The sequence below is a fragment of the Streptomyces sp. NBC_01261 genome, assembly GCF_036226385.1.
Lineage (GTDB): Bacteria > Actinomycetota > Actinomycetes > Streptomycetales > Streptomycetaceae > Streptomyces.
This window is the reverse complement of record NZ_CP108463.1, coordinates 7,315,466-7,338,225: the sequence shown is the minus strand read 5'-3', so window position 1 is coordinate 7,338,225 and position 22,760 is coordinate 7,315,466. Positions and strand designations below refer to the sequence as shown.

Sequence of the window (22,760 nt, the reverse complement as noted above, 5' to 3'; positions counted from 1 at the left end):
GGGTGATGTCGTCATGCGGTCGAGCGTGGGGGCGCTTCGGTACGGGTGCCGAGAGCCCGCTGATGCTGGTACCGGCAGCACCTGGCACGGACCAAGTCGGGCGTCGAACATGGGGGATGTGACGATGAGGATGGGGACGACACAGCGCCGCCGGCCCGAGCTTGCCGCGTTTCTGCGCAGCAGGCGCGCCCGGGTGACACCGCACGACGTCGGCATGCCGCCGGGCTTCCGACGGCGTACGCCGGGGCTGCGCCGCGAGGAGGTCGCGCAGCTCTCCGGAGTGGGCGTCACCTGGTACACGTGGCTCGAACAGGGGCGCCCGATCAACGCGTCCGCGCAGGTGCTGGACGCCGTGGCGCGCACGCTCCGGCTCGACGCGCCGGAGCGGGAGCATCTGTACCACCTGGCCGAGGTGCCGTACGCGCATCCGCCGGAGGCGACCGTGCAGTCGGTGGGGCCGGAGATCCAGGGCATCCTCGACGCCCTCGACCCACGCCCGGCGGTGGTCTACAACGCGCGCTACGACATCCTCGCCACCAACTCCCCCTACCGGACGGTGTTCTGGCTGGAGCCGCTGGCGCCGGGCCCGATGCCGAACGCACTGTGGAAGCTGTTCACGGTGCCGGAGGAGGAGTGTCCGCTGCTGTACCGGGAGACGGAGCTGCCGGTGATGGTGGCGACGCTGCGCTCGGCCTACGGGGTGCATACCGGTGAGCCCGCCTGGGAGGAGTTCATACGCGGGCTGTCGGCGGTGAGTCCGCTCTTCGCGCGGCTGTGGAGGAGCGGGGACGTGGCGGAGCCGGGGCGGCGGGTGAAGACGTTCCGGCACGAGGAGGTGGGAGAGATGCGGATGACGTCGGTGTCGTTGTCGGTCAACGGGATGCCGGAGTGCCGGATCGTGGTCTACACCCCGGCCGACGAGGAGACTCGGCTCCGCACGGAGGCGCTGACAGCGACGAAAAGATCCCACCCCTGAAAGGGATGGGATCTCATCGATTCGATCGTGGACGACTCTCGATCTTTGACAACTCAAGAGTGTCGATCTGTGGAGCTAAGGAGAATTGAACTCCTGACCTCCTGCATGCCATGCAGGCGCTCTACCAACTGAGCTATAGCCCCGTGTGTTCTTCCCGCTCGGCGGGCGAACAAGAAGAACTTTAGCCTGCGACCTGCCGGAAAGTGAAATCCGGGGTCGGGGCCCTGGAGGGCCGCTCAGTCGTCGTCGCCGAGCACCGGTTCCGGGAGCGTGCCGGCGTTGTGTTCCAGCAGGCGCCAGCCGCGGGCGCCCTCGCCGAGCACGGACCAGCAGCAGTTGGAGAGGCCGCCGAGACTCTCCCAGTGCTGGGACTCCAGACCGAGGAGACGCCCGATGGTGGTGCGGATCGTGCCGCCGTGGCTGACCACCACGAGGGTGCCGTCCTCGGGCAGCTTCTCGGCGTGCCGCAGCACGACGGGAGCGGCCCGGTCGGCGACCTCGCTCTCCAGCTCGCCGCCGCCGCGGCGCACCGGCTCCCCGCGCTTCCACGCGGCGTACTCGTCGCCGTGGCGGGCGATGATCTCCTCGTGCGTCAGCCCCTGCCAGACGCCCGCGTACGTCTCCCGCAGGCCCTCGTCGTGCGTGACGTCGAGGTCGGTGAGGGCGGCCAGCTCGGCGGCCGTGTTCGCCGCCCGCTTCAGGTCGGAGGCGACGATCGCGTCCGGCTTGAGGGACGCCAGCAGCCGGGCCGCGCGGCGGGCCTGGCCGATGCCCGTCTCGGTGAGCTCGACGTCCGTGGTGCCCTGGAAGCGGCGCTCCACGTTCCACGCGGTCTGGCCGTGCCGCCACAGGATGACGCGTCGGCCCCGGCCCGCCTTGCGGCCGTCGGCCCCGGCGGTCACCGCACCTCCCCGAACTCGGAGGGGTCCTCCTCGGCCTGCAGCTTGGCGTGCTCGGCAGCCTTGCCGCGGGTGGCCTTCGCCTCGACGGGGAGGTCCAGCTCGGGGCAGTCCTTCCACAGTCGCTCCAGGGCGTAGAAGACACGCTCCTCGCTGTGCTGGACGTGGACGACGATGTCGACGTAGTCGAGCAGGATCCAGCGGGCGTCGCGGTCGCCCTCACGGCGCACCGGCTTGGCGCCGAGCTCCTTGTTGAGCTTCTCCTCGATCTCGTCGACGATCGACTTGACCTGACGGTCGTTGGGAGCGGAGGCCAGCAGGAAGGCGTCCGTGATCGACAGCACATCGCTGACGTCGTAGGCGATGATGTCGTGCGCGAGCTTGTCGGCGGCCGCCTGGGCGGCGGCGGAGATGAGCTCGATGGAGCGGTCAGTGGCGGTCACTACGCGGCTTTCGGTCGGCGGTCAACAGACCTCAAGGGTCTCACGGACCGCGGACGGCACCCCACGTGAATAACGGATCATGCCCAGGACGCCGGTCGGGACACCGGCTCCGGCCTCCGGGGCATGCTCTCCGTCACCCAGCCACTTGGCCGTCGTCACGATGACGACGACGGCTTGTAGTCCGTTCCGAGGACCACCGAGACATCCGCGTTCGCGGCGACTGTGCCCTTGGTCACGGTGCTGGTGGGCAGGCCCAGGGTCTTGGCGACCTCGGTGGCGTTCTCCTTGTCGGCCGCGTCGGAGTACGTGATCTTGGACGTGGCCGAGGTCCCGGACGTCGTGCCGGCCTCAAGGAAGGTGAAGCCGCCGTTGAGGAGCACGACGCGGGCCTTCTCGGTGTCGTCCTTGACACCGGTGGCGTTCTGGACGGCGACCCGGACCGCCGAACCCTCGTCGGGGCTCTTCGCGGTGCCGCCCAGGATGTCCTTGACGACGCTGGCGGAGGCCTGCGCGGTCAGGGTGCCGTCGTTCTGGACGGGCAGCAGGGCCGTCTTGTAGTCACCGCTCTTGGCGAGGTCGGCGAGCTTGGCGAGGAAGGTGCCGAGGTCCTTGTCGGTGAGCGGCGGGTCCAGGATCTGGGCCAGCGTCTGCACGGTGGTGGTCGCCGCCGTCGGGTCGGAGGTCAGCTGGCGCAGCACGGCCTGCATGACCTGGCCGAACCGCTCCAGCTGGGCGTTCTGGGCCTCGCCGGAGGCGCGGTAGGTGGCGTAGGCGACGGCCATCCTGCCGCTGAGGGTCTGGTCCTTGCCCTTGTGGACGAGGGGCGCGGCACCCTTCTTGGTGGCGGCCGGGTCGGGCACGTCGGCATTGGTGTCGAGGTCGATGTTGCCGACCAGGTCGACCAGGTTCTGCAGGTAGGGGGTGTCCAGCCGCCAGGTGCCCTCGATGCCGGTGCCGAGGACGGTGTTGAGCTGGTCGACGGTCCCGGAGGTGCCGTCGTCGCCGACCGACTTGGCCAGCGTCGTGGTGTTGCCGTCGTCGTCCGTGAGGGCGAGGGAGTTGGGCAGCAGCACCGTGGTGCCCTGCTTCAGGGTGGTGTTGTCGACGAGCAGCACCGAAGACGTGCCGCCCTTCCCGGTGTTGTGCAGGTGGACGACGATCACGTCGCGGTTCTGGGCGCCGGTTGCCGTCGTGGTGCCCGACTTCGCGGCGGAGGAGGACACCCCGGGGAGCTTCCCGGCGTACCAGAGGTAGCCGACGCCGCCGGACACGACCAGCGCCAGGACCACGACGAGGGCGACCACACGGCCGCGGGCGCGGCGCTTGGCCTCCTCGCGGCGCTCGGTGCGGTTCTCGGTGAAGTTCAGCCAGTCGATGACGTCCTCGGAGTCGTCGGTCGGCTCCTCCACGAAGGCGAACTGCTCGGTGCCGTAGTCCCGTTCGCCCGTCTCCGGGGCTTTCGGGGCTTCCGTGTCCTCGGCCGGCCCGGACTGCTGCGGGATGTAGGCGGTCTGCTCGGCGACCTGGGGCTGCTGTCCGCTGCTCGCGGTCTGCCCGTAGGGGTCGTAGGCGGTCGTCGTCCCGGTGGCGTACGGGTCGTAGCCGGACTGGGGCGCCTGCCGGCCCGTGTCGTACGGCTGCTGGGTGCCCGTGTCGTACTGGGGCGACTGCTGCTGGCTGCCGGTCGCGTACGGGTCGTAGGCGTAGCCCTGTTGCTGCTGCCCGTACGGGTCGTACGGCTGCTGCTGCGGGGGCTGTTGGGTCTGCTGGGTCTGCTGGGCCGGGACCTGCCGGTAGACAGGCTGGTTGTACTCGTCGTAGCCGACGAGTTCGTACTGGTCGCCGCCGTACCCGGCGTCGTATCGGTCGTTCACCGGTGCCCCTCTCGACTCACTCGCCGCGGTACAGCTCGCGCTTGTCGATATAGCGCACGACTCCGTCGGGCACCAGGTACCAGACGGGATCACCCTTCGCGACTCTCGCACGGCAGTCTGTTGAGGAGATGGCCAGCGCGGGAACCTCGATCAGCGAGACGCCGCCCTCCGGGAGACCCGGGTCGGTCAGCGTGTGGCCGGGGCGGGTGACCCCGATGAAGTGCGCGAGGGAGAACAGCTCCTCCGCGTCCCGCCAGGTCAGGATCGCGCCGAGGGCGTCGGCGCCGGTGATGAAGAAGAGGTCCGCGTCCGGGTTGATCGCCCGCAGGTCGCGCAGGGTGTCCGTGGTGTAGGTGGGGCCGCCGCGGTCGATGTCGATACGGCTCACCGAGAACTGGGGGTTCTCGGCGGTCGCGATGACCGTCATCAGGTAGCGGTCCTCGGCCAGGGCGACCTTGCGGTCGGTCTTCTGCCACGGCTGACCGGTCGGGACGAAGATCACCTCGTCCAGGTGGAACTGCGCGGCGACCTCACTGGCCGCCACGAGGTGCCCGTGGTGGATCGGGTCGAACGTTCCGCCCATGACGCCGAGACGGCGCTTGCCGGGGTTCGACGGGCCGTTGTTGCGCGGGCCGTTCGCCATTCGGATCTCCGTGCCGCGCGTCGTGTCGTTCGCCGGACCGGTAGGCATGTCCTGCTCTCCCATGCGTGCAGACCCTACCGGCCCGGTGTGAAGGCCCCGAGACCCGTCCGGCGGACAGAACGGGCAGAACCTAGCGGTCGCGGTTGAAGCGGGTGGTGATCCACAGCAGGAGCATCAGGAGCAGGAACGCGCCGCCACCGGTGATGATCGGCTGGAGGCTCTCGTGGTTGCCCCCGCCCTCCCCCTCGGCGGCAAGAGTGACCAACTGGGCAGCAGTGCCGTGGATGCTCATCTTCAGCAGAACCTATCCGGTGTGGGCGGGATAAAGATGTCGGCTCATGGTAAGCGGGCGCCCCGGCGACGATCACGCCGACTCCGCCATTGGAAGCCGACGGGCAGCAGACCGGGACACGGAAGGGAACTCGACGGGCGTCTCAGTCGTCCTTCTGTTTGTACCCGCGCAGCAGGAACCACGCGGTCAGGATGCAGCCGAGGAACATCACGATCAGTACGACCCTGAGCAGATCCCCCGACCCTTGCCGGGGGGCGGCGCTCGCGGCCTCTGCGAGCCAGGCGGCTGCGGAATGGGGCTCCATGCGTTGACTCCTTCGCTGTACTGCCCGTCAACGGTATCTCCGCCTAGGCTGGGCTCTGCTTCGGGGGCACTCAGGGCACTCACACGCACATGGGGGACCACATGTCCGAAGACGGCCACGAGCAGAACGGGCACGAGAACGTACCGAGCAGGCAGCGCAGGCGCTTCCCGGGGATCTCCTCGCGTGCGTACGAGCACCCGGCCGACCGCTCCGCCCTGGTGGCGCTGCGCAAGCTGACCGGGTTCGACACGGTGTTCAAGGCGCTCAGCGGGCTGCTGCCCGAGCGCAGTCTGCGGCTGCTGTTCCTGTCCGACTCGGTGCGCGTGTCGGACCAGCAGTTCGCGCACCTCAACGACATGCTGCGGGACGCCTGTTACATCCTGGACCTGGAGAAGGTCCCGCCGATGTACGTCACCCAGGACCCACAGCCCAACGCGATGTGCATCGGCCTGGACGAGCCGATCATCGTCGTCACCACCGGCCTGGTCGAGCTGCTCGACGAGGAGGAGATGCGGGCGGTCGTCGGCCACGAGGTGGGCCACGCGCTGTCCGGCCACTCCGTGTACCGCACGATCCTGCTGTTCCTGACCAACCTGGCCCTCAAGGTCGCCTGGATCCCGCTGGGCAACCTCGCGATCCTGGCGATCGTGACGGCGCTGCGCGAGTGGTTCCGCAAGTCGGAGCTGTCCGCCGACCGCGCGGGCCTGCTGGTCGGCCAGGACCTGCGGTCCTCGATGCGCGGCCTGATGAAGATCGCGGGCGGCAACCACCTGCACGAGATGAACGTGGACGCGTTCCTCAAGCAGGCCGAGGAGTTCGAGTCGGGCGGCGACCTGCGCGACTCGGTGCTGAAGATCCTGAACGTGCTGCCCCGCTCCCACCCGTTCACCACCGTGCGGGCGGCCGAGCTGAAGAAGTGGGCCGAGTCCCGCGACTACCAGCGGATCATGGACGGCCACTACCCGCGGCGCAGCGAGGACAAGGACACCTCGGTCACGGACTCGTTCCGCGAGTCGGCGGCGAGCTACGCCAGCAACGTCAAGAGCTCCAAGGACCCGCTGATGAAGCTGGTCAGCGACTTCGCCGGCGGCGCGGGCGACCTGGGCGGCCGGGTGCGGCGCGGCTTCGGCGGCTTCGCGAGCTCGACCCCGCAGGACGAGCCGCCGTCGGGCTCGGCCAACGGCACGGAGCAGCCGCCCACGGACGACACACCGCCGCGCGACGGGAACTGACCCGCACGGCCCCACCTCGGAGAACACCTGCGCGGTCGGTCCGGGTGCACCCCGGCCGACCGCGCGGCCGGTCCGGGTGCACCGCGCTCGCCCGCGACCACGGCCACGCGGCCGGCCCGAGCTCACGCCCACACCTTGCCGCCCATCCGGGACACCGCCCCACCCGGAGAGCCGTCCCGCGTGCGAAGCCGCCCCACTCGGGAAGCCCTTTCCGGGGCCACCGTCCCCGGAGCCGAAAATAACGAAACTCACACCTTCGGTTGCGCGTCCGTCGCCAGTGATCCGCAGAGCGCCGTCGCGCTGCCCGTCGCGTACGGGTCCGTGCCGGCCGGGCCGCCCGCCTTGGCGGTCTGGCCGGCGAGCAGGGGGCGCAGGTGGGTCACGGAGTCCTCGGCGCAGGACAGGGGCCCGGCCTGGACGTAGGAGACGACGAGCTGGGCCTGGTGCATGCGCAGGTCGTCGCGGTCGAAGCGGAAGTGGAGTTCGCGGCGGACGGTGAACAGGGACACCTGGGCCTGCTCGCCGGAGCCGGCCGAGGCCGTCGTGCCGGTGGGCCGTAGCGCGTAGACGAAGGTTCCGTCGGCGGTGACTTCGAGGGTGGACGAGTCGATCTCGGTGGCCGCCAGGGTGCCCTGGACGCGGATCTTGCGGTCGGCCAGCTGGACACGTGACGGGTCGAAGCGAACCAGCCATCCGGTGGGCTCGTGCCGGCCGTCGGCGGTCGGGTGCTCGAAACTCTGGTCGAACTGGTCGAGTTGCTCCGGGTCGACGAGGACGCGCGCGGGGCGGATCTGTCCGCCGGTGAGGACCGCCGGGTAGAGCGAGGACTCCACGATGTAGTCCTTGGCGGTGCTCAGGGCGGCGATGACCTGGCTGTCCGAGAAGTGCGCGGTGCGCCGCGCGGCCGGCAGCGGGACGCCCTCGGCGCCGACGCTGAACTGCGCGGCCGGGCTGTGCGCGTAGAGGTCCTCGGCGTCGGCCGCCCCCGGCACCTTGCCCTGGGGGGACAGCGGGATGACGGTCATCCGGAGCGGTTCGACGGGCTGCTGGGCCGTGGGGGTCGTGTAGGGGTGCCGTACGCCCATGTAGATCGCGGTGCCGAAGGCGACGGCGATCAGCATGACCAGGATCAGGGCCTGGCGGGAGAGACCGCGGCGCAGGGCCGGGCGGCGGCGGACGGCGGGGGCGTGGTCGGCCAGGCGCTCCTGCGCGGAGAACTCCTGGAGGCGGGCAGCGCGGACGAACGACTCGTCGAAGACGACGGATCGGTACTCGTCCTCACCACCACCGGGAGCGCCCTCGGGCGTGCCCTCAGGTGGGTCTCCTGGACCGCCCATACTTTCAGAGTAGGTCTCTGGAGCCTCAGGTAAACGCCCTGGTACACGACAAGTTCTGACAGGTTCTCACCGCGCCGCTCACAGCGTGCTCAGGGCGTGCGCGGTACGGCGGACAGCGGTGGCTGGGAGTTGTCGGCGGAAGCGGAGGGAGCCGCCGCCGTGCCCTGTTCCACGCCGGTGGAGGCCGGGGGCGGGACGCGGTCCCTGCCGCCCGAGGAGGCGCCGCGGTAGACCGCCGAGAAAGCCAGGGCGACCATGCCGATGCCCATCACGACGGCGAGCAGCCAGGCGACGGGGCGGTGCCAGCGGACCTGTTTGCCGTAGGTGCCCGGAGCGCCGTAGCGGCCCTCGACGACATCGGGGTCGTCCAGGTCGTCGAGTTCCGGATCATGGCCGAATTCACGTCCGTAGGCGTCCTCGAACGGATCGTTCTCGCCTCGTCCGCGTCTGCCGTGCTGCGCACGGCGGGCTTCGGCCTCGGAGGCCTCGGCTCTTGCCTGCGCGGCGGCCAGGAGGCGCTCGACGGCGGTCGGCTCGTGTACTACGGCCGCCCGTATGAAGGCCTCGTCGAAGACCACGGATGCGAACTCTTCGTCCGACATTCCGCGGTCGTGGTCGTCGTCGGGCTCCCCGCCGTCGGGAAACGGCCTGCCCCCCACGTCCTCCGGCACCTCTCCAGAGTAGACCTGGGGGGGCAATTTGGGCAGGCGGTAGGGAAATTCATCCGTTGGGTGAGACGCCTCTCCCCCGACGAGCCGTTATGCCCGCCGCATATGCCGGACGGCGGGGCCTCAGCGGCGGATGTGCCCGTCGCCCGTGACGATGTACTTGGTGCTCGTCAGCTCCGGCAGGCCCATCGGGCCCCGTGCGTGCAGCTTCTGGGTGGAGATGCCGATCTCCGCGCCGAAGCCGAACTGGCTGCCGTCCGTGAAGCGCGTCGAGGCGTTGACCGCGACGGTGGTGGAGTCGACCAGCTGGGTGAAGCGGCGGGCGGCCTGCTGGGAGCCGGTGACGATCGCCTCGGTGTGGCCGGAGCTCCACAGCCGGATGTGCTGGACGGCCTTGTCGAGCGAGTCGACGACGGCGGCGGCGATGTCGTAGGAGAGGTACTCGGTGTCCCAGTCCTCCGGGGTGGCCTCGACGACCGTGGCCTCGGAGTCCTTGGCGTAGGCGAGCACGCGCTCGTCGGCGTGCACGGTGACGCCGGCCTCGGCGAGGGCGTCCAGGGCGCGCGGCAGGAACTCGGGGGCGATGTCCTGGTGGACGAGGAGGGTCTCGGCGGCGTTGCAGACGCTGGGCCGCTGGGCCTTGGAGTTGATCAGGATGTCGATCGCCATGTCGAGGTCGGCGTCGGCGTCGACGTAGACGTGGCAGTTGCCGACGCCGGTCTCGATCACGGGGACGGTCGACTCGTTGACGACGGTCTGGATCAGGGAGGCGCCGCCGCGCGGGATGAGCACGTCGACGAGACCCCGGGCGCGCATCAGTTCGCGGACGCTCTCGCGGTTCTCGCCGGGCACCAACTGCACGGCGTCGGCGGGCAGTCCGGCGCCGCCGACGGCGTCGCGGATGACGCGCACGAGGGCGGTGTTGGACTCGTAGGCGGAACCGGAGCCGCGCAGGAGGACCGCGTTCCCGGACTTGAGGCAGAGCGCCGCCGCGTCCACGGTGACGTTCGGGCGGGCCTCGTAGATGATGCCGACGACGCCGAGGGGGACGCGGACCTGGCGCAGGTCGATGCCGTTCGGGAGGGTCGAGCCGCGGACGACCTCGCCGACCGGGTCGGGCAGCGCGACGACGTCCCGTACGTCCGAGGCGATGGCACGCACGCGCTCGGGAGTGAGCGTCAGCCGGTCGATGACCGTCTCGCTGGTGCCGGCCGCGCGGGCCTTGGCGATGTCCTTGGCGTTGGCCTCGACGATCTCGCTCGTACGGACCTCCAGCGCGTCCGCGATGGCGAGCAGCGCGTCGTCCTTCTCGGCGCGCGGCAGCGGCGCGAGGTCGGCGGCGGCGGACTTGGCGCGGTACGCGGCCTGCGTGACCGGGGACAGGGAGTCGTACGGCGAGAGCGTGGTCATGAGGGAAGGGTAGTGCGCCCTGCGAGGGCGTCCACCGGCTATCCCAAACCGCGAGACAAGCGCGGAAGGCCCCGAAGACGGCTCAAAACGGATCCTGAGGGTCTCAGAACGGGTGCACGCCGACCGGGGTCGCGGGCAGCGGGCCGTATCCCTCGGAGATGCGCTGGTGGTAGGTCTCGCGGTCGATGACCTCCAGGCCGACGATCTCCCACGGCGGCAGTTTCGCGGTCTGGCGGTGCTCGCCCCACAGGCGCAGCGCCACGGCTGCCGCGTCGTGCAGGTCGCGGGCCTCTTCCCAGTAGCGGATCTCCGCGTGGTCGTTGGCGTAGCGGCTGGTCAGCAGAAAGGGGTGGTCGTGGGCGAGCTGTTCCAGACCGCGCCGTACCTCCTTCAGCGGGGCCTCGCCGCCGGAGACGCTGAGGGTGACATGCCAGAGCCGGGGCAGGTCCTTGGGTTCCTCGCCCTCGTACCGGGCGCCGGCCGCGACGCTCGTCAGCGTGCGCTCCTCGCCGGACGCGCGGGAGATGGCACCACCGCGGGACGCCGCCGCCCCAGGGCGCACTCGTCTCACGACGGCCTCCTTACGCAAGGGGCGAGCTGCGGTGCTCGCGCGGATGTGTCCCTGAGCAAAGTTGAGCAGGCCGAAGCCGTCCGCGTGGCGCTTTTGCGGAAGGTCCACCTCACGGCTGGCGCACGGGATGGGCGTTCCCGCTCTTTTCGACCGCGGGCCCGTGGCGGACGGTTCGGTTGTTCTACGGGTTACCGGTTCTACGGGTTCTACGTGTTCTACGGGTGCAGGATCACCAGGTCGTCCCTGTGGACGACTTCCCTCTCGTACGACGGCCCCAACTCGCGCGCCAGTTCCCTGGTGGAGCGGCCGATCAGCTGGGGGATCTCCTTCGCGTCGAAGTTGACGAGCCCCCGGGCCACCGGATGCCCTTCGGCGTCCCGGAGTTCGACGGGGTCGCCCGCGCTGAACTCGCCCTCGACGGCGGCGATTCCGGCCGGCAGCAGCGACATCCGGCGCTGGACGACCGCGCGTACGGCACCGTCGTCGAGCGTCAACGAGCCCTGCGGGGTGGACGCGTGCTGGAGCCAGAGCAGCCGGTCAGCGGAACGTTTGCCGGTGGCGTGGAAGTACGTCCCCGTGTCGCCACCGCTCAGCGCGTCGGTCGCGTGGACCGCGCTGGTCAGTACGACGGGGATGCCGGCGGCGGCGGCGATCCGCGCGGCCTCCACCTTGGTGACCATGCCGCCGGTGCCGACGCCGGCCTTGCCCGCGCTGCCGATCTCGACGTGCGCGAGGTCGGCGGGCCCCCGGACCTCCGCCACCCGCGAGGTGCCCGGCTTGCTGGGGTCGCCGTCGTAGACGCCGTCGATGTCGGAGAGGAGGACCAGCAGGTCGGCGTGGACGAGGTGGGCGACGAGGGCGGCGAGCCGGTCGTTGTCGCCGAAGCGGATCTCGTCCGTGGCGACGGTGTCGTTCTCGTTGACGATCGGGAGGGCGCCCATGGCGAGGAGTTTGTCGAGGGTGCGGGAGGCGTTGCGGTGGTGGGAGCGGCGGCTCATGTCGTCGGAGGTGAGCAGCACCTGTCCGACGCGGATGCCGTACCGGGCGAAGGAGGCGGTGTAGCGCGCCACGAGGAGGCCCTGTCCCACGCTGGCGGCGGCCTGCTGCCGGGCCAGGTCCTTGGGGCGGCGGCGCAGTCCGAGCGGGGCGAGTCCGGCGGCGATGGCGCCGGAGGAGACGAGGACGACCTCTTTCTCTCCCCCGCTGCGGCTCTTGGCGAGGACGTCGACGAGCGCGTCGACCCGGTCGGCGTCCAGGCCGCCGGCCGCGGTGGTCAGTGAGGAGGAACCCACCTTGACGACGATCCTGCGGGCCTCGGTCACGGCCTGCCTTGCCCCTGCCACGTGCGACGTCCCCTCGGGTAGATCGGGCTGGCAATCTACGCGAACCGGGTTGCCCTGTGCACTTTGGTCCAGGTCTCGGACAGATGAGTCGAGTTCCGGGTGCGCGCCGGTGGGGGCTGGTCGCGCCCACGCGGCGGAGCCGCAAATCGACACAGCCCCGCGCCCCTAAAGAACACGGGCCGGCCTGCGTTTCTAAGGGGCGCGGGGAACTGCGCGACCAGCCCCCACCGGGCCGCACTCTGAACTCAAGCCGCTCTCAGCATCCGACGCGCTTTCCGCGTCACCCGGCGGAGGAACACCCCCACCGCCCCCTCCCGGTACCCCTTGACCTCTCGGGCCTCCCGGGGTTCGGCCAGGTAGAGGGAGTCGGCGAGGCCGGCCGACGCGGAGCGGAAATGGGGATACGCCAGGTACACGCGGCGCCCACCCCTCTCCAAGACGGCGTCGGGCCGCTTCTTCGACTTGATGAACTCGACCACGTCAAGCAGGAGTTCGGGACGTTCCCGCGCGACCAGGTGCAGGCGCAGCCGTTCGTCGACCTTGAGGCGGAGGGCCACCTCGGGGGTCCAGTGGGCCGCCATCAAGGGCTTGGCCAACTCGAACTTGTGGCGCCGTACCTGCTCGGTGTCCTTGACGTACTTCGGGCCGAACTGCGGGAGCAGGGTGACCAGGAAGGGGCGGACCATGAGCTTGTCGCGCTCCACGCCCGGCGGGACCATCTCCGCGATGAGGTTCATCAACGCGCGGGCGGAGTCGAAGCGCAGGGTGTAACTCCCGCTCTTCGTCACCTGTTTGCCGTCGTCCCGGCCCACCAGGTAGTAGCAGGTGTGGTCGGCGATGACGGAGACGCCGTCGGCCCGCAGGTACGCCTCCATCGTGAACAGCGCGTCCTCGCCGGTGAACAGCGACTCGTCGAACCGCATGCTGTGCCGCTCCAACAGCGCCCGCCGGAACAGCTTCTGGGCGCTCAGCGTGAACTTGATGTTGGAGTGGAAGACGTCGGTGCGCTCCAGCGTCTCGACCCACGCCGCCTTGGGCGGGACGCGGTTGATGCCCTCGACCTTGCCGAGCACCACGTCCGTGCCGTTGCGGTCGGCCATCGCGACCATGCGCTCCAGGGCCTCGGGGGCGAGCCGGTCGTCGGCGTCGAGGAAGAAGACGTAGCGCCCGCTCGCCTTGCCGAGGCCGACGTTGCGCGGGGAGCTGGGGCCGCCGGAGTTCTCCTGGTGGATCACCGTGACGTGGGTCGCGGCGCGGGCCGCGAACTCCTCCAGGTACTCCCCCGTGCCGTCCGTCGAACCGTCGTCCACGGCGATGACCTCGATGCGGGCCGCGTCCAGGGTCTGCGCCTCGACCGAGCGCAGGCACTCGACCAGGTACGGCATCGCCTCGTACGCCCCGACGACCACGGTCACATCAGGCTGCGTCGCGGTCACGCGTTCCCCTTTGTCCATGGAGTGTTTCCCCCGTATCTGCTGAAGCGCCATCTACAAGACGGCCGACCGAGTGGATCGGTTGTCTTCCGTCAGCAGGGGATACGCAAAAGAGCCCGGTTTTCGAGGATCACTCCCCAAGAACCGGGCTCTTCTTGACCAAGTACTGACACACGCAGGTCAGCTCGTGAGTTCGGCCTCCGTCGCCGCCGCCCGCTCCTGCCCGACGTTCCGTGTCTCGGACTTGAGCGCGAGGTTCGCCACCGCGGTGTTGAACTGCTCGATGGACGTGGGCTCGTCGGGACCGAGCAGGTACTCCTTGAGTTCCCTGCGGTCCTCGGCCATCGGGTCGGCGTCCGGGGCGCGGACGGCCGCGAGCAACTCGCCCAGTTCCGTTGCCTTGTTGGAGAGGATCACGGCCGCGCGCACCGCCGTGTTCTGCCGCTTGAACTCCTCCACGCCCAGTTTCGCGGAGTCGGTGACCGCGTACGGCTTGCCGCTCGCGATGAAGTCGGAGACCACGCTGGAGATGTCGGAGACCATCGCGTCGGACACGTTGAAGCAGTCGTACAGGCGCGGCTCGGCGCCCGCGATGACCCGGTGCTCGACGGTGCCGACGGAGGTCCAGTACGCGTCGTTCCACTCGGCGCGCAGCCGGGCGATCTCCTCGTACTTGGCCAGGTCGACCACGCCGTCACGGGTCAGCTCGGCCTCGTCGCCCTTGTCGGCGGGGCCGCCCGACAGTTCGGCGATGCGGGCCTCGATGCGGGCCAGGTCGGCCTTGCCCTTGGTCCGCGCGGCCGTGTCCGCCTGGAAGCGCGGGTCGCTCGCGCGCTCGATCGCGGCCTTCTCGACCAGCGCGGTGACCTTGCGGTGCGCGGAGCCGGCCGCGGAGCTGACGGTGCCGGTGAAGGGGTGCGGCTTGTACAGGACGCGGACCGGCGGGTCGGCCTTGAGCAGCTTCTTCACGATGTTCTCGCCGGCCAGCAGGAGGGAGGTGTTGCCGGGGTCGTTGTCCCAGCCCTCCCACGTGGGGGCGTAGAGGACCGTGGGGATACGCCCCTCGGGCACGCCCTGCCAGGTCTGGATCGGGGCGAGTTGGGGGCGGCCGACCTCGACGATGTCGTCGTCGCGGACACCTACGTCGGCGATGGCGTAGCGGTCGCGGCCCGCGCGGCCGGCGGTCCACACCTCGTCGTAGACCTTGCTGAACGGGTTGACGCTGGCCAGCTTGTCGCTGTCGCCGTGGCCGATGAAGACGTGCTTCATGGTGGGGACGCGCAGCAGGTGGATGTTCTTGCCGACGTTGGCCGCGTACAGGGCGACGCGCACGCTCGACAGGTCCATGTTCATCAGGTGCACACCGCCGGGCACGCAGATGACGGGGGCCTTGGTGGGGGCGAGGTTCTGCAGTATGACGCGCTCGCGGAGCAGGACCAGCGGCCGGGTGTCCAGCTGCTCCATGGTCTCCAGCCACATGTTGACCTGGTACGCCGAGTCCTTGGAGCCGGAGAAGCACAGCACCGTCTGCGGCTTGTACTCGTGCAGCCAGTCGTCGACGGCTTCGAGGATGACCTCGGCGGTCGGCGGGATCTTCGTACCCCTTATGTACGGCAGGAGCGCGACGACGTAGAGGGTGCCCAGGAACAGAGTGACGCCGATGCCGACGAAGGCGGCGACGGCCGAGTCCAGTTGTGCGGAGATCAGCAGGCCGACGACGGCGAACAGGTCGAGGTGGAGCATCTTCTCGGCGGAGCGCTCCAGCAGGCCGAACTTCGGGGCGTCCGGGATGTGGATGCGCGAGCCGAGGTCGACGTTGCGGGTGGCGACCGGCATCCGGCGGCGGTTGCGGATCAGCGTGACGACGGCGCCGTGCGGGGCCTGGAGGCCGTAGAAGGCGATGAAGCAGGCGATCGCGCCGTAGAAGATCAGGTGGTCGGAGAGGTCCATGCGGGCCAGCAGCAGGATCAGCAGGAGCTGGCGGATCAGGAAGCGGATGGAGAGGCCCGCTCTGACCTTGCTGAGGCGGTTGATCAGGTAGCTGGCCTGGCGGTGCAGATAGTGGTCCGCGACGTACGTCACGACGGCCGCGGCGGCGAAGGCGGGGACGCTCGGGATGAGGGCGGCCAGCATGAGGGCCGGGTATCCCAGCACCATCAGGGCGGCGGCGGCCAGCTCAGCCGCGCTGCCCACCCGGGCCACGCGAATAGCGGTGGAAATCACTGATAAACCTGCTCTTGGGGGTTTCGAGTAATTTACCGGAGCTCAGAGTCAGGCTTGATTAAACGCCGTCCTGGACGTCCAGGACCGAGGCGAGGGCGGCGTCGAAGCCGGAGGCCCTGGCCGCGCCGGCCGTCGGGTCCTGCTGGCGGACGTCGATGACATGGCCGGTCAGCTCGGACAGCAGCACGTCGAGCGAGGTACGGGCCACGGCCTCGGAGGAGAGCAGCGTGCCGGTGGGCTCCTGGCCGAAGGCCTTGGTGCGCATCGGGGTGGCGGTGCGCTCCGGGTTGATGCAGTTCACGCGGATGCCGTCGCCGGCCCACTCGTCCGACAGGGCCTGCGTGAGGTTCACCATCGCGGCCTTGGTCGAGGAGTACAGGCTGTACTCGGCGCGCCCGCGGGTGTAGCTGCTGGAGGTGTAGAGCAGCAGCTGGCCCTTGGTCTCGGCCAGGTACTTGTACGCGGAACGGGCGATCTGCACGGGCGCCAGGTAGTTGACCTTCAGCGCCTCCTCGATCGTCGCGTTGTCCGTCTCGGCCAGCTTGCCGATGCGCAGCACGCCCGCGGTGTTGATGACGTAGTCGATGCGCCCGGTCTCGCCGTACGCCTTGGACAGCGCGTCGTCGACCTCCTCGGGGTTCTCGACGTGCGTGCCGGTGGTCGAGCGGCCCAGCGCGTACACCGTGGCGCCGTAGCCCTCGGCGACCTCGGCGATGTCCTTGCCGATGCCGTACGAGCCGCCGAAGACGACCAGCGTCTTGCCGGTGAGCAGCTCGCGGTAGGCGGCCTCGTCGACCTGCTCGGGCGCGGCGGTGGAGGCGAGCTGGAAGAGCTTGTCGGCGATGAAGACGTCGACGGGCTGGGTGACCTTCATGTTGTACTCGTCGCCCGCGACGACGTGGATCGGCACGTCCGGCAGGTACCTGAGCACGACCGAACAGTCGTCCGTGGCCTGGAAGTTGGGGTCACCGGCGGCGACCTCGTAGGCGCGGCGGATCGTCGACAGCTTGAACGCCTGGGGCGTCTGGCCGCGGCGCAGCCGGGAGCGGTCGGGGATCTCGGTGATGAACTCGCCGTCGTCGCCGTGCGTGCGGGTCACGATGATGGTGTCGGCGGACGGGATGGCCACGTCCACGGCCTGGAAGCGCTCCAGGGCGATCACACAGTCGTCGATCACGCGCTGCGAGAGCAGGGGGCGCACGGCGTCGTGGAAGAGGACGTTGCGGTCCTCGCCCTCGGCCAGGCCCTCGCCGAGGGCGGCGATGGCGCGCTCGGTGGTCTCGTTCCGCGTCGAGCCGCCCTCGATGATCCGGGTGACCTTCTGGAAGCCGGCCTTGGCGACGATCTTCTCGATGTCCGGGACGTAGCCCGGCGCCATCAGGACGATGATGTCGTCGATCGAGTCGGCGTTCTCGAAGGTGGTCAGGGTGTGCTCGATGACTGCCTTGCCGGCGATCTTCAGCAGCTGCTTGGGGATCGACAGACCCACCCGCTGGCCGGTACCGCCGGCCAGGATCACTGCGGTGGTGCGGGGCTTGGCTATGTGCGACACAGGTGACCTTGACCTACCTCGGGGCAACGGGGGAACTTGCAAATGGTCCCACTCGCGGTTACCGCAGTGCAAGGCGAGTGACCTCCACCGCATAGGTGCGCGACACCTTTCATTCATCTTGCACTGCCGGTAACCAGGCGATGACGGAACTCAGCGCCGACGGAGCTTCTTCAGACAACGATGGCCGAGAACCCGTACCAGTTCCTTCGACGACGTCTGGTGGACCGTCCGCGCCTTCGCCGGCGCACTGTGCCGCACGGGCGCCGAGGCGGCCGCCGCGAGCGCCCCGTAGAGCGCCTGCGCGGCCACTTCGGGAGCGATCCGCGGCACCCCGGCGACCTCCCGCGCGGCCTCCGACCCGGCCTCCGGTACGGCCGAAAGCAGTGCCGTGTCCCCTACGACCCGTACGCCCGTGGCGGCGATGGTCCCGGCCATCTCGGCGCCGAGCGCACCGGCCGCCTCGATCGCCCACCGGGGCGTGGTGATCTTCACGTCCTGCGGAGTGGGGCTGCACGCATTCTTCATATGCATGACCGCGCCGTTGCGCACGAGCTTGGAATACAGCTCGTCGGGGAGTCCATTGCCGCGGAATTCCACGTTGAGCCTCCGCAGCATTTCGGTCTCGGCGAGGGTGAGAGAACGGTTCGCCGCGTCCGGAACCGGCCGCAGGAGATGCGCGGGCAGCCCGAGCAGCGCCTCGAAGGTGCGCAGCAGCCCGTCCCGGTCGCCGTCGTCGACCACGACGACGGTCACCCGCTCGGGACCCACGACCCGGGCCCAGCGCTCGACCAGCCGGTCGTGCCGGTGCCGCCGCCAGAAGCTGGGGTTGGGCTGCTCGTACGGCGCCTTGCGGAGCATGTGCTCCAGCCAGTCGCCGTAGCCCATGCGCAGGCCGTTCTGCACGTACTGCTGCCACTGCGAGGGCATGATCCGCGCCAGCGGGCGCAGGGTGATCAGGATGTGCACGCGCTCGCCGCCGAGCCGCTCCACGATCCTGGCCAGCGTCTCGTCGTCCTGGGCGTCGGCGAAGAACTCGCTGCTGATCACCGAGGTGCGGTCGCCGGTGGCCCGTACGGCGTCGAGCAGGCGCGTCCAGTGTTTGTCGGTGGGCACGGTGTCGCCCATCATCGCGGGCCGGGCGCAGGCGGCGAGGGCCGCTTCCATCGGGTGCCTGCTGTGCGCGGGGAAGTCGACGCCGTGCGCGGGCATCGTGTCCTTCGCGGCGAACAGCGCGCCCTGGATGGCCGTGGTCCCGGTCTTGTGCGGGCCGATGTGCAGCAGCCGGGTCCCGGCGGGCAGCGCTTCCTCAATACAGTCCGTCTCCATGGTTAACGGAAGGTAAGAGTTGTTCCTGAGTTTGACCTGAGAGGAGCCTGGGACACAGATGAGTCCCAGGCTCCCGCCACACAGGGTTCACAGATGTCTATACGACGCTGACGCCCGGGTCGTCCGACTCCACCCGGAGCGAGGCGTACGTGCTCGGTGTCGCCGCGGGCTTCAGCACGGTGTCCACGACTCTCACCTGCGCGTCGATGCCGTCCTTGCGGATGTCGAACAGGTGGTAGCCGCGGTGGGCGTCGATCACCTTCCAGTGCGGGTTGTCCGCCATCAGCGGGTCCCACTGGGCGTGGAAGGCGGCCTGGTCCTGGTCGCCGTTGCTGGAGATGGACGTGCCGACGAACTCGGCGCCGACGACGTCGGAGTCCGGATCGGCGAAGTCCTCCTTCAGATCGCTGATCATCGTGAGGTGCCGGTCGCCGCTGAGCACCACGGGGTTGCGGACCGACTTGAAGTCCTCCAGCAGGGCGTTGCGTTCGACCTGGTAGCCGTCCCAGGCGTCGTAGAACCACTGCTTGCCCGCGCCGAGCAGGATGTCCGTCTCGGCCATCATGATCTGCGAGGCGATGACGTTCCAGCGGGCGGGCGAGTGGCGCAGCCCGTGCAGCAGCCACGCCTTCTGTTCGGCGCCCATCATGGTCATCGCCGAATCCTCGGCGCCGGCCTGCGTGGTGGCCTGGTCGCTGCGGAACTGCCGGGTGTCGAGGACGTTGAGCCGCATCAGGCGGCCGAATTCGAGCCGCCGGTACATCTGGATGTGCGGCCCGTTCGGCACGGCGCTCGCGCGCACCGGCATGTGCTCGTAGTACGCCTGGAAGGCCGCGGTCAGCCGTGCGACGAACGCGTCGTGCGACTGCTTGTCGGGGTCCTGCGGGACCTCCCCCGCCCAGTCGTTGTCGACCTCGTGGTCGTCGAAGGTCACGACCCAGGGGGTGTTGGCATGCATGGCCAGCAGATCCGGATCGGTCCGGTACTGCGCGTACCGATTGCGATATTGCACGAGGCTGTACGGCTCCCCGGCCCCCTCATGCCGACGCGGCCCCCCGCCCGAAGGCGCCGACTCGTAGATGTAGTCACCGACGAAGAGCACGAAGTCGGGGTCCTGGGACAGCATGTCGGCGTACGGCGTGAAGTAGCCGTTCTGCCAGTTCTGGCACGAGGCGAGCGCGACGCGCAGCCGGCCGCCGGAGCTGTTCGCGTGGGGTGCCGTACGGGTGCGGCCGGTGGCGGAGAGCTGCCCGCCGACACGGAAGCGGTACCAGTAGTCACGGCCGGGGCGCAGCCCTCGTACATCTACGTGAACGCTGTGCCCGTACTCGGGCCGCGCGGGCGCGATGCCACGCCGTACGCGCTTTCTGAACCGCGCGTCCTCGGCGATCTCCCACTCCACAGGGACGACCCGATCCGGCATCCCACCCCCATTGAGCGGGTCCGGGGCGAGCCGTGTCCACAGCACGATGCCGTCGGGCAGCGGGTCCCCGGAGGCGATGCCGAGACCGAACACCCCGTCGGGCAACGGCGTTTCGGCAGCCCGCGCCGAGGTCGGCAGCCAGAGCTGAGCGGAAGCGGCGGCCCCCAGCACCGCCGCCCCGGCCGCGAGAAAACGTCGTCGGTCGGGTGATACGGCTCCGGTCATCGGTGAACTCCCTTGCGACGTTGGCCTCTTGGGTCACTTGGAAGCCTCACAGTGCGCGGAGTCCCGCCTGCTGAACAGTAAGTATCGCGTCCATGACAAATAAGCGCACAGCGAGAGACCCGTTACTCCGGGAGCAACGGGTCTCGGCCAGATTTGTTACGGGAGCAGATGATCTTGAGGCCGGACGGGGGATGAGGGTGTGGGTGAGTTGGGGGGCGGGGCGAGCGGGCGGCACGCCTGACGGACAGTCAGCCCGCCGAGCCGCACGATCACCCCGCCCGCCGAACGCTCAGCGCCCAGCCCAACTCCCCCGAACCCAGCCCCGTCCCTCAGAACGGCTTGAACTCGTTGAACTCCTGGGTCGCGTCGTCCCGCTCCGCCTGGTTGTCGCGGCGCCGCTGTGCCGCCGGGCGCGGGGCCTCGAAGCGGTGGTCCTCGCCACGCCGGCCGAGCATCTCCGCGCCGGCCATCACCGTCGGCTCCCAGTCGAAGACGACCGCGTTGTCCTCGGGGCCGATCGCGACGCCGTCGCCCGAGCGGGCGCCCGCCTTCATCAGGGACTGCTCCACGCCGAGGCGGTTGAGGCGGTCGGCGAGGTAGCCGACGGCCTCGTCGTTGCTGAAGTCGGTCTGGCGGACCCAGCGTTCGGGCTTCTCGCCACGCACGCGGAAGAGGCCGTCCTCCTCCTGTACGACGGTGAAGCCGCTGTCGTCGACCGCCTTCGGGCGGATGACGATCCGGGTCGCCTCCTCCTGCGGCTTCGCGGCACGCGACGCGGCGATCAACTCCGCGAGTGCGAAGGAGAGTTCGCGCAGTCCCGTGTGCGCCACCGCCGACACCTCGAAGACGCGGTAGCCGCGTGCCTCCAGGTCGGGCCGCACCATCTCGGCGAGGTCCTTGCCGTCCGGTACGTCGATCTTGTTCAGGACGACCATGCGCGGACGCCGGTCGAGACCGCCGTACTGCTTCAGCTCCTCCTCGATCGTGTCGAGGTCGGAGATCGGGTCGCGCTCGGACTCCAGCGTCGCCGTGTCCAGGACGTGCACGAGCACGCTGCAGCGCTCCACGTGGCGCAGGAACTCCAGGCCGAGGCCCTTGCCCTGGCTCGCGCCGGGGATGAGGCCGGGCACGTCGGCGATCGTGTAGACCGTCTCGCCGGCCGTCACCACGCCGAGGTTCGGGACCAGGGTGGTGAAGGGGTAGTCGGCGATCTTCGGCTTGGCCGCGCTCAGCACGGAGATCAGCGAGGACTTGCCGGCGCTCGGGTAGCCGACCAGGGCCACGTCGGCGACCGTCTTCAGCTCCAGGACGATGTCCTGGAGGTCACCGGGGACACCGAGGAGTGCGAAACCCGGCGCCTTGCGGCGGGCCGAGGCCAGCGCCGCGTTGCCGAGACCGCCCCGGCCGCCCTGCGCGGCGATGTACGAGGTGCCGTGGCCGACCAGGTCGGCGAGTACGTTGCCCGCGCCGTCCATCACGACCGTGCCGTCCGGCACCGGCAGGACCAGGTCCGTGCCGTCCTTGCCGGAGCGGTTGCCGCCCTCGCCGGGCTTGCCGTTGGTGGCCTTGCGGTGCGGGGAGTGGTGGTATTCGAGCAGCGTGGTCACGGACTGGTCGACGATGAGGGTGACATCGCCACCCCTTCCACCGTTGCCGCCGTCCGGGCCGCCGAGCGGCTTGAACTTCTCACGGTGGACGGAGGCACAGCCGTGGCCTCCGTTACCCGCGGCGACATGCAGCTCGACGCGGTCCACGAAGGTGGTCATGGGATGTGCCTCCAGTTACGTACAGGAAAGTCTTAGGGGCGCAGCTACGTGCCGCTACCAGTAGAAACACGCGAAAGGCGGACCCGCTTCCCGGAAGGGAAGTGAGGTCCGCCTCGCGAAAGCTTCCGATCGGTTACCTGATGTCTCAGGCGACCGGAACGATGTTCACGACCTTGCGGCCACGGTGCGTACCGAACTCCACCGCACCGGCGTTCAGCGCGAACAGCGTGTCGTCGCCGCCACGGCCGACGCCCGAACCGGGGTGGAAGTGGGTGCCGCGCTGGCGGACCAGGATCTCACCAGCGTTGACGACCTGACCGCCGAAGCGCTTCACGCCGAGCCGCTGGGCATTGGAGTCGCGACCGTTCCGGGTGGACGATGCGCCCTTCTTGTGTGCCATCTCTCCTCAGTCCCTTACTTCGCAGCCGCGGGGATCTCAGTGACCTTGATCGCCGTGTACTGCTGGCGGTGGCCCTGACGACGGCGGTAGCCGGTCTTGTTCTTGTAGCGAAGGATGTCGATCTTGACACCCTTGTGGTGGTCCACGATCTCGGCCTGGACCTTGATGCCGGCCAGCACCCACGGGTCGCTGGTCACAGCGTCGCCGTCGACAACGAGCAGGGTCGAGAGCTCGACCGTGTCGCCAACCTTGGCAGTGGAAATCTTGTCAACCTCAACGATGTCGCCGACAGCAACCTTGTGCTGGCGACCACCGCTGCGCACGATGGCGTACACGCTGATCTCACTCTCTAGCTCAGGGACGGCACCCCCGCAGTCCAGCCGCCCTGCAAGGCAGACGGCCTCTCCCGGCGGAACGCGC

General features: G+C 69.6%; 21 protein-coding genes and 1 tRNA gene. 2 read left to right on the top strand and 20 right to left on the bottom strand.

Going from position 1 to position 22,760, the window contains the following annotated elements; all coding sequences use genetic code 11:
• Positions 1-130 precede the first annotated feature (130 nt).
• Complete coding sequence (locus OG226_RS32670; RefSeq protein WP_329350901.1) at positions 131-976, top strand: helix-turn-helix transcriptional regulator; 846 nt, start codon at positions 131-133, stop codon at positions 974-976.
• A 70-nt stretch (positions 977-1,046) separates the two neighbouring features.
• Here the strand turns inward: OG226_RS32670 and OG226_RS32665 are convergent.
• From OG226_RS32665 to OG226_RS32635, 7 genes are all read right to left on the bottom strand, one after another.
• A tRNA-Ala gene (locus tag OG226_RS32665) sits at positions 1,047-1,119 on the bottom strand.
• A 93-nt stretch (positions 1,120-1,212) separates the two neighbouring features.
• Positions 1,213-1,878, bottom strand: a complete 666-nt coding sequence (locus OG226_RS32660) for a histidine phosphatase family protein (RefSeq protein WP_329350900.1) — start codon at positions 1,876-1,878, stop codon at positions 1,213-1,215.
• Positions 1,875-2,318, bottom strand: coding sequence for a ribosome silencing factor (gene rsfS, locus OG226_RS32655; protein WP_328683386.1), 444 nt, complete (start codon positions 2,316-2,318; stop codon positions 1,875-1,877). Before rsfS ends, OG226_RS32660 begins: the two co-directional genes overlap by 4 nt.
• 155 nt (positions 2,319-2,473) lie before the next feature.
• The gene (locus OG226_RS32650; RefSeq protein WP_329350899.1) at positions 2,474-4,192 is read right to left on the bottom strand and encodes an LCP family protein; all 1,719 of its coding nucleotides are present in this window, start codon (positions 4,190-4,192) and stop codon (positions 2,474-2,476) included.
• A 16-nt stretch (positions 4,193-4,208) separates the two neighbouring features.
• The gene (nadD, locus tag OG226_RS32645) at positions 4,209-4,898 is read right to left on the bottom strand and encodes a nicotinate-nucleotide adenylyltransferase (protein WP_078652786.1); all 690 of its coding nucleotides are present in this window, start codon (positions 4,896-4,898) and stop codon (positions 4,209-4,211) included.
• 67 nt (positions 4,899-4,965) lie between these two features.
• Positions 4,966-5,127 (bottom strand): hypothetical protein, encoded by a 162-nt coding sequence (locus OG226_RS32640; protein WP_043676433.1) that lies wholly within the window; start codon positions 5,125-5,127, stop codon positions 4,966-4,968.
• Positions 5,128-5,269: 142 nt separating this feature from the next.
• Entirely contained in the window at positions 5,270-5,431 is a 162-nt protein-coding gene (locus tag OG226_RS32635) for a hypothetical protein (protein ID WP_033285921.1), read from the bottom strand.
• A 101-nt stretch (positions 5,432-5,532) separates the two neighbouring features.
• On the opposite strand from OG226_RS32635, the gene OG226_RS32630 reads away from it, so the two are divergent.
• Positions 5,533-6,663: a M48 family metallopeptidase gene (locus OG226_RS32630; protein ID WP_328683384.1), complete on the top strand. Its 1,131-nt coding sequence runs from the start codon at positions 5,533-5,535 to the stop codon at positions 6,661-6,663.
• A gap of 248 nt (positions 6,664-6,911) precedes the next feature.
• Here the strand turns inward: OG226_RS32630 and OG226_RS32625 are convergent, their stop codons facing one another.
• The 13 genes from OG226_RS32625 to rplU form a co-directional block, all read right to left on the bottom strand.
• Positions 6,912-8,000, bottom strand: a complete 1,089-nt coding sequence (locus OG226_RS32625; RefSeq protein WP_328683383.1) for an SCO2583 family membrane protein — start codon at positions 7,998-8,000, stop codon at positions 6,912-6,914.
• 89 nt (positions 8,001-8,089) lie between these two features.
• Entirely contained in the window at positions 8,090-8,671 is a 582-nt protein-coding gene (locus tag OG226_RS32620; RefSeq protein WP_328683382.1) for an SCO2584 family spore wall biosynthesis protein, read from the bottom strand.
• A 120-nt stretch (positions 8,672-8,791) separates the two neighbouring features.
• On the bottom strand, positions 8,792-10,078 hold the full coding sequence (locus tag OG226_RS32615; protein ID WP_328683381.1) for a glutamate-5-semialdehyde dehydrogenase: 1,287 nt from the start codon (positions 10,076-10,078) through the stop codon (positions 8,792-8,794).
• A 103-nt stretch (positions 10,079-10,181) separates the two neighbouring features.
• The gene (locus OG226_RS32610) at positions 10,182-10,640 is read right to left on the bottom strand and encodes a hypothetical protein (RefSeq protein WP_328686498.1); all 459 of its coding nucleotides are present in this window, start codon (positions 10,638-10,640) and stop codon (positions 10,182-10,184) included.
• A 224-nt stretch (positions 10,641-10,864) separates the two neighbouring features.
• The gene (proB, locus tag OG226_RS32605) at positions 10,865-11,971 is read right to left on the bottom strand and encodes a glutamate 5-kinase (RefSeq protein WP_328686497.1); all 1,107 of its coding nucleotides are present in this window, start codon (positions 11,969-11,971) and stop codon (positions 10,865-10,867) included.
• Positions 11,972-12,237: 266 nt separating this feature from the next.
• The gene (locus OG226_RS32600) at positions 12,238-13,428 is read right to left on the bottom strand and encodes a glycosyltransferase family 2 protein (RefSeq protein ID WP_328683380.1); all 1,191 of its coding nucleotides are present in this window, start codon (positions 13,426-13,428) and stop codon (positions 12,238-12,240) included.
• A gap of 177 nt (positions 13,429-13,605) precedes the next feature.
• Positions 13,606-15,648, bottom strand: coding sequence for a hypothetical protein (locus tag OG226_RS32595; RefSeq protein ID WP_328683379.1), 2,043 nt, complete (start codon positions 15,646-15,648; stop codon positions 13,606-13,608).
• A 58-nt stretch (positions 15,649-15,706) separates the two neighbouring features.
• Positions 15,707-17,200, bottom strand: a complete 1,494-nt coding sequence (locus tag OG226_RS32590; protein WP_328683378.1) for a bifunctional cytidylyltransferase/SDR family oxidoreductase — start codon at positions 17,198-17,200, stop codon at positions 15,707-15,709.
• Positions 17,201-17,350: 150 nt separating this feature from the next.
• Positions 17,351-18,526 (bottom strand): hypothetical protein, encoded by a 1,176-nt coding sequence (locus tag OG226_RS32585; protein ID WP_328683377.1) that lies wholly within the window; start codon positions 18,524-18,526, stop codon positions 17,351-17,353.
• 97 nt (positions 18,527-18,623) lie between these two features.
• Positions 18,624-20,174 (bottom strand): alkaline phosphatase D family protein, encoded by a 1,551-nt coding sequence (locus OG226_RS32580; protein ID WP_329350897.1) that lies wholly within the window; start codon positions 20,172-20,174, stop codon positions 18,624-18,626.
• A 329-nt stretch (positions 20,175-20,503) separates the two neighbouring features.
• Positions 20,504-21,940: a GTPase ObgE gene (gene obgE, locus OG226_RS32575; RefSeq protein ID WP_329350896.1), complete on the bottom strand. Its 1,437-nt coding sequence runs from the start codon at positions 21,938-21,940 to the stop codon at positions 20,504-20,506.
• Between the two features lie 145 nt (positions 21,941-22,085).
• The gene (rpmA, locus tag OG226_RS32570; protein WP_019063244.1) at positions 22,086-22,340 is read right to left on the bottom strand and encodes a 50S ribosomal protein L27; all 255 of its coding nucleotides are present in this window, start codon (positions 22,338-22,340) and stop codon (positions 22,086-22,088) included.
• Positions 22,341-22,354: 14 nt separating this feature from the next.
• Positions 22,355-22,675, bottom strand: coding sequence for a 50S ribosomal protein L21 (rplU, locus tag OG226_RS32565; protein WP_006374708.1), 321 nt, complete (start codon positions 22,673-22,675; stop codon positions 22,355-22,357).
• Positions 22,676-22,760 lie beyond the last annotated feature (85 nt).

What these genes read in the sequence shown, in the direction of transcription:
- rpmA (WP_019063244.1), bottom strand. Translation starts at nt 22,340, where the DNA reads ATGGCACACAAGAAGGGCGCATCGTCCACCCGGAACGGTCGCGACTCC.
- OG226_RS32670 (WP_329350901.1), top strand. Translation starts at nt 131, where the DNA reads ATGGGGACGACACAGCGCCGCCGGCCCGAGCTTGCCGCGTTTCTGCGC.
- OG226_RS32615 (WP_328683381.1), bottom strand. Translation starts at nt 10,078, where the DNA reads ATGACCACGCTCTCGCCGTACGACTCCCTGTCCCCGGTCACGCAGGCC.
- OG226_RS32625 (WP_328683383.1), bottom strand. Translation starts at nt 8,000, where the DNA reads ATGGGCGGTCCAGGAGACCCACCTGAGGGCACGCCCGAGGGCGCTCCC.
- OG226_RS32585 (WP_328683377.1), bottom strand. Translation starts at nt 18,526, where the DNA reads ATGGAGACGGACTGTATTGAGGAAGCGCTGCCCGCCGGGACCCGGCTG.
- OG226_RS32640 (WP_043676433.1), bottom strand. Translation starts at nt 5,127, where the DNA reads ATGAGCATCCACGGCACTGCTGCCCAGTTGGTCACTCTTGCCGCCGAG.
- nadD (WP_078652786.1), bottom strand. Translation starts at nt 4,898, where the DNA reads ATGGGAGAGCAGGACATGCCTACCGGTCCGGCGAACGACACGACGCGC.
- obgE (WP_329350896.1), bottom strand. Translation starts at nt 21,940, where the DNA reads ATGACCACCTTCGTGGACCGCGTCGAGCTGCATGTCGCCGCGGGTAAC.
- OG226_RS32630 (WP_328683384.1), top strand. Translation starts at nt 5,533, where the DNA reads ATGTCCGAAGACGGCCACGAGCAGAACGGGCACGAGAACGTACCGAGC.
- OG226_RS32635 (WP_033285921.1), bottom strand. Translation starts at nt 5,431, where the DNA reads ATGGAGCCCCATTCCGCAGCCGCCTGGCTCGCAGAGGCCGCGAGCGCC.
- OG226_RS32580 (WP_329350897.1), bottom strand. Translation starts at nt 20,174, where the DNA reads ATGACCGGAGCCGTATCACCCGACCGACGACGTTTTCTCGCGGCCGGG.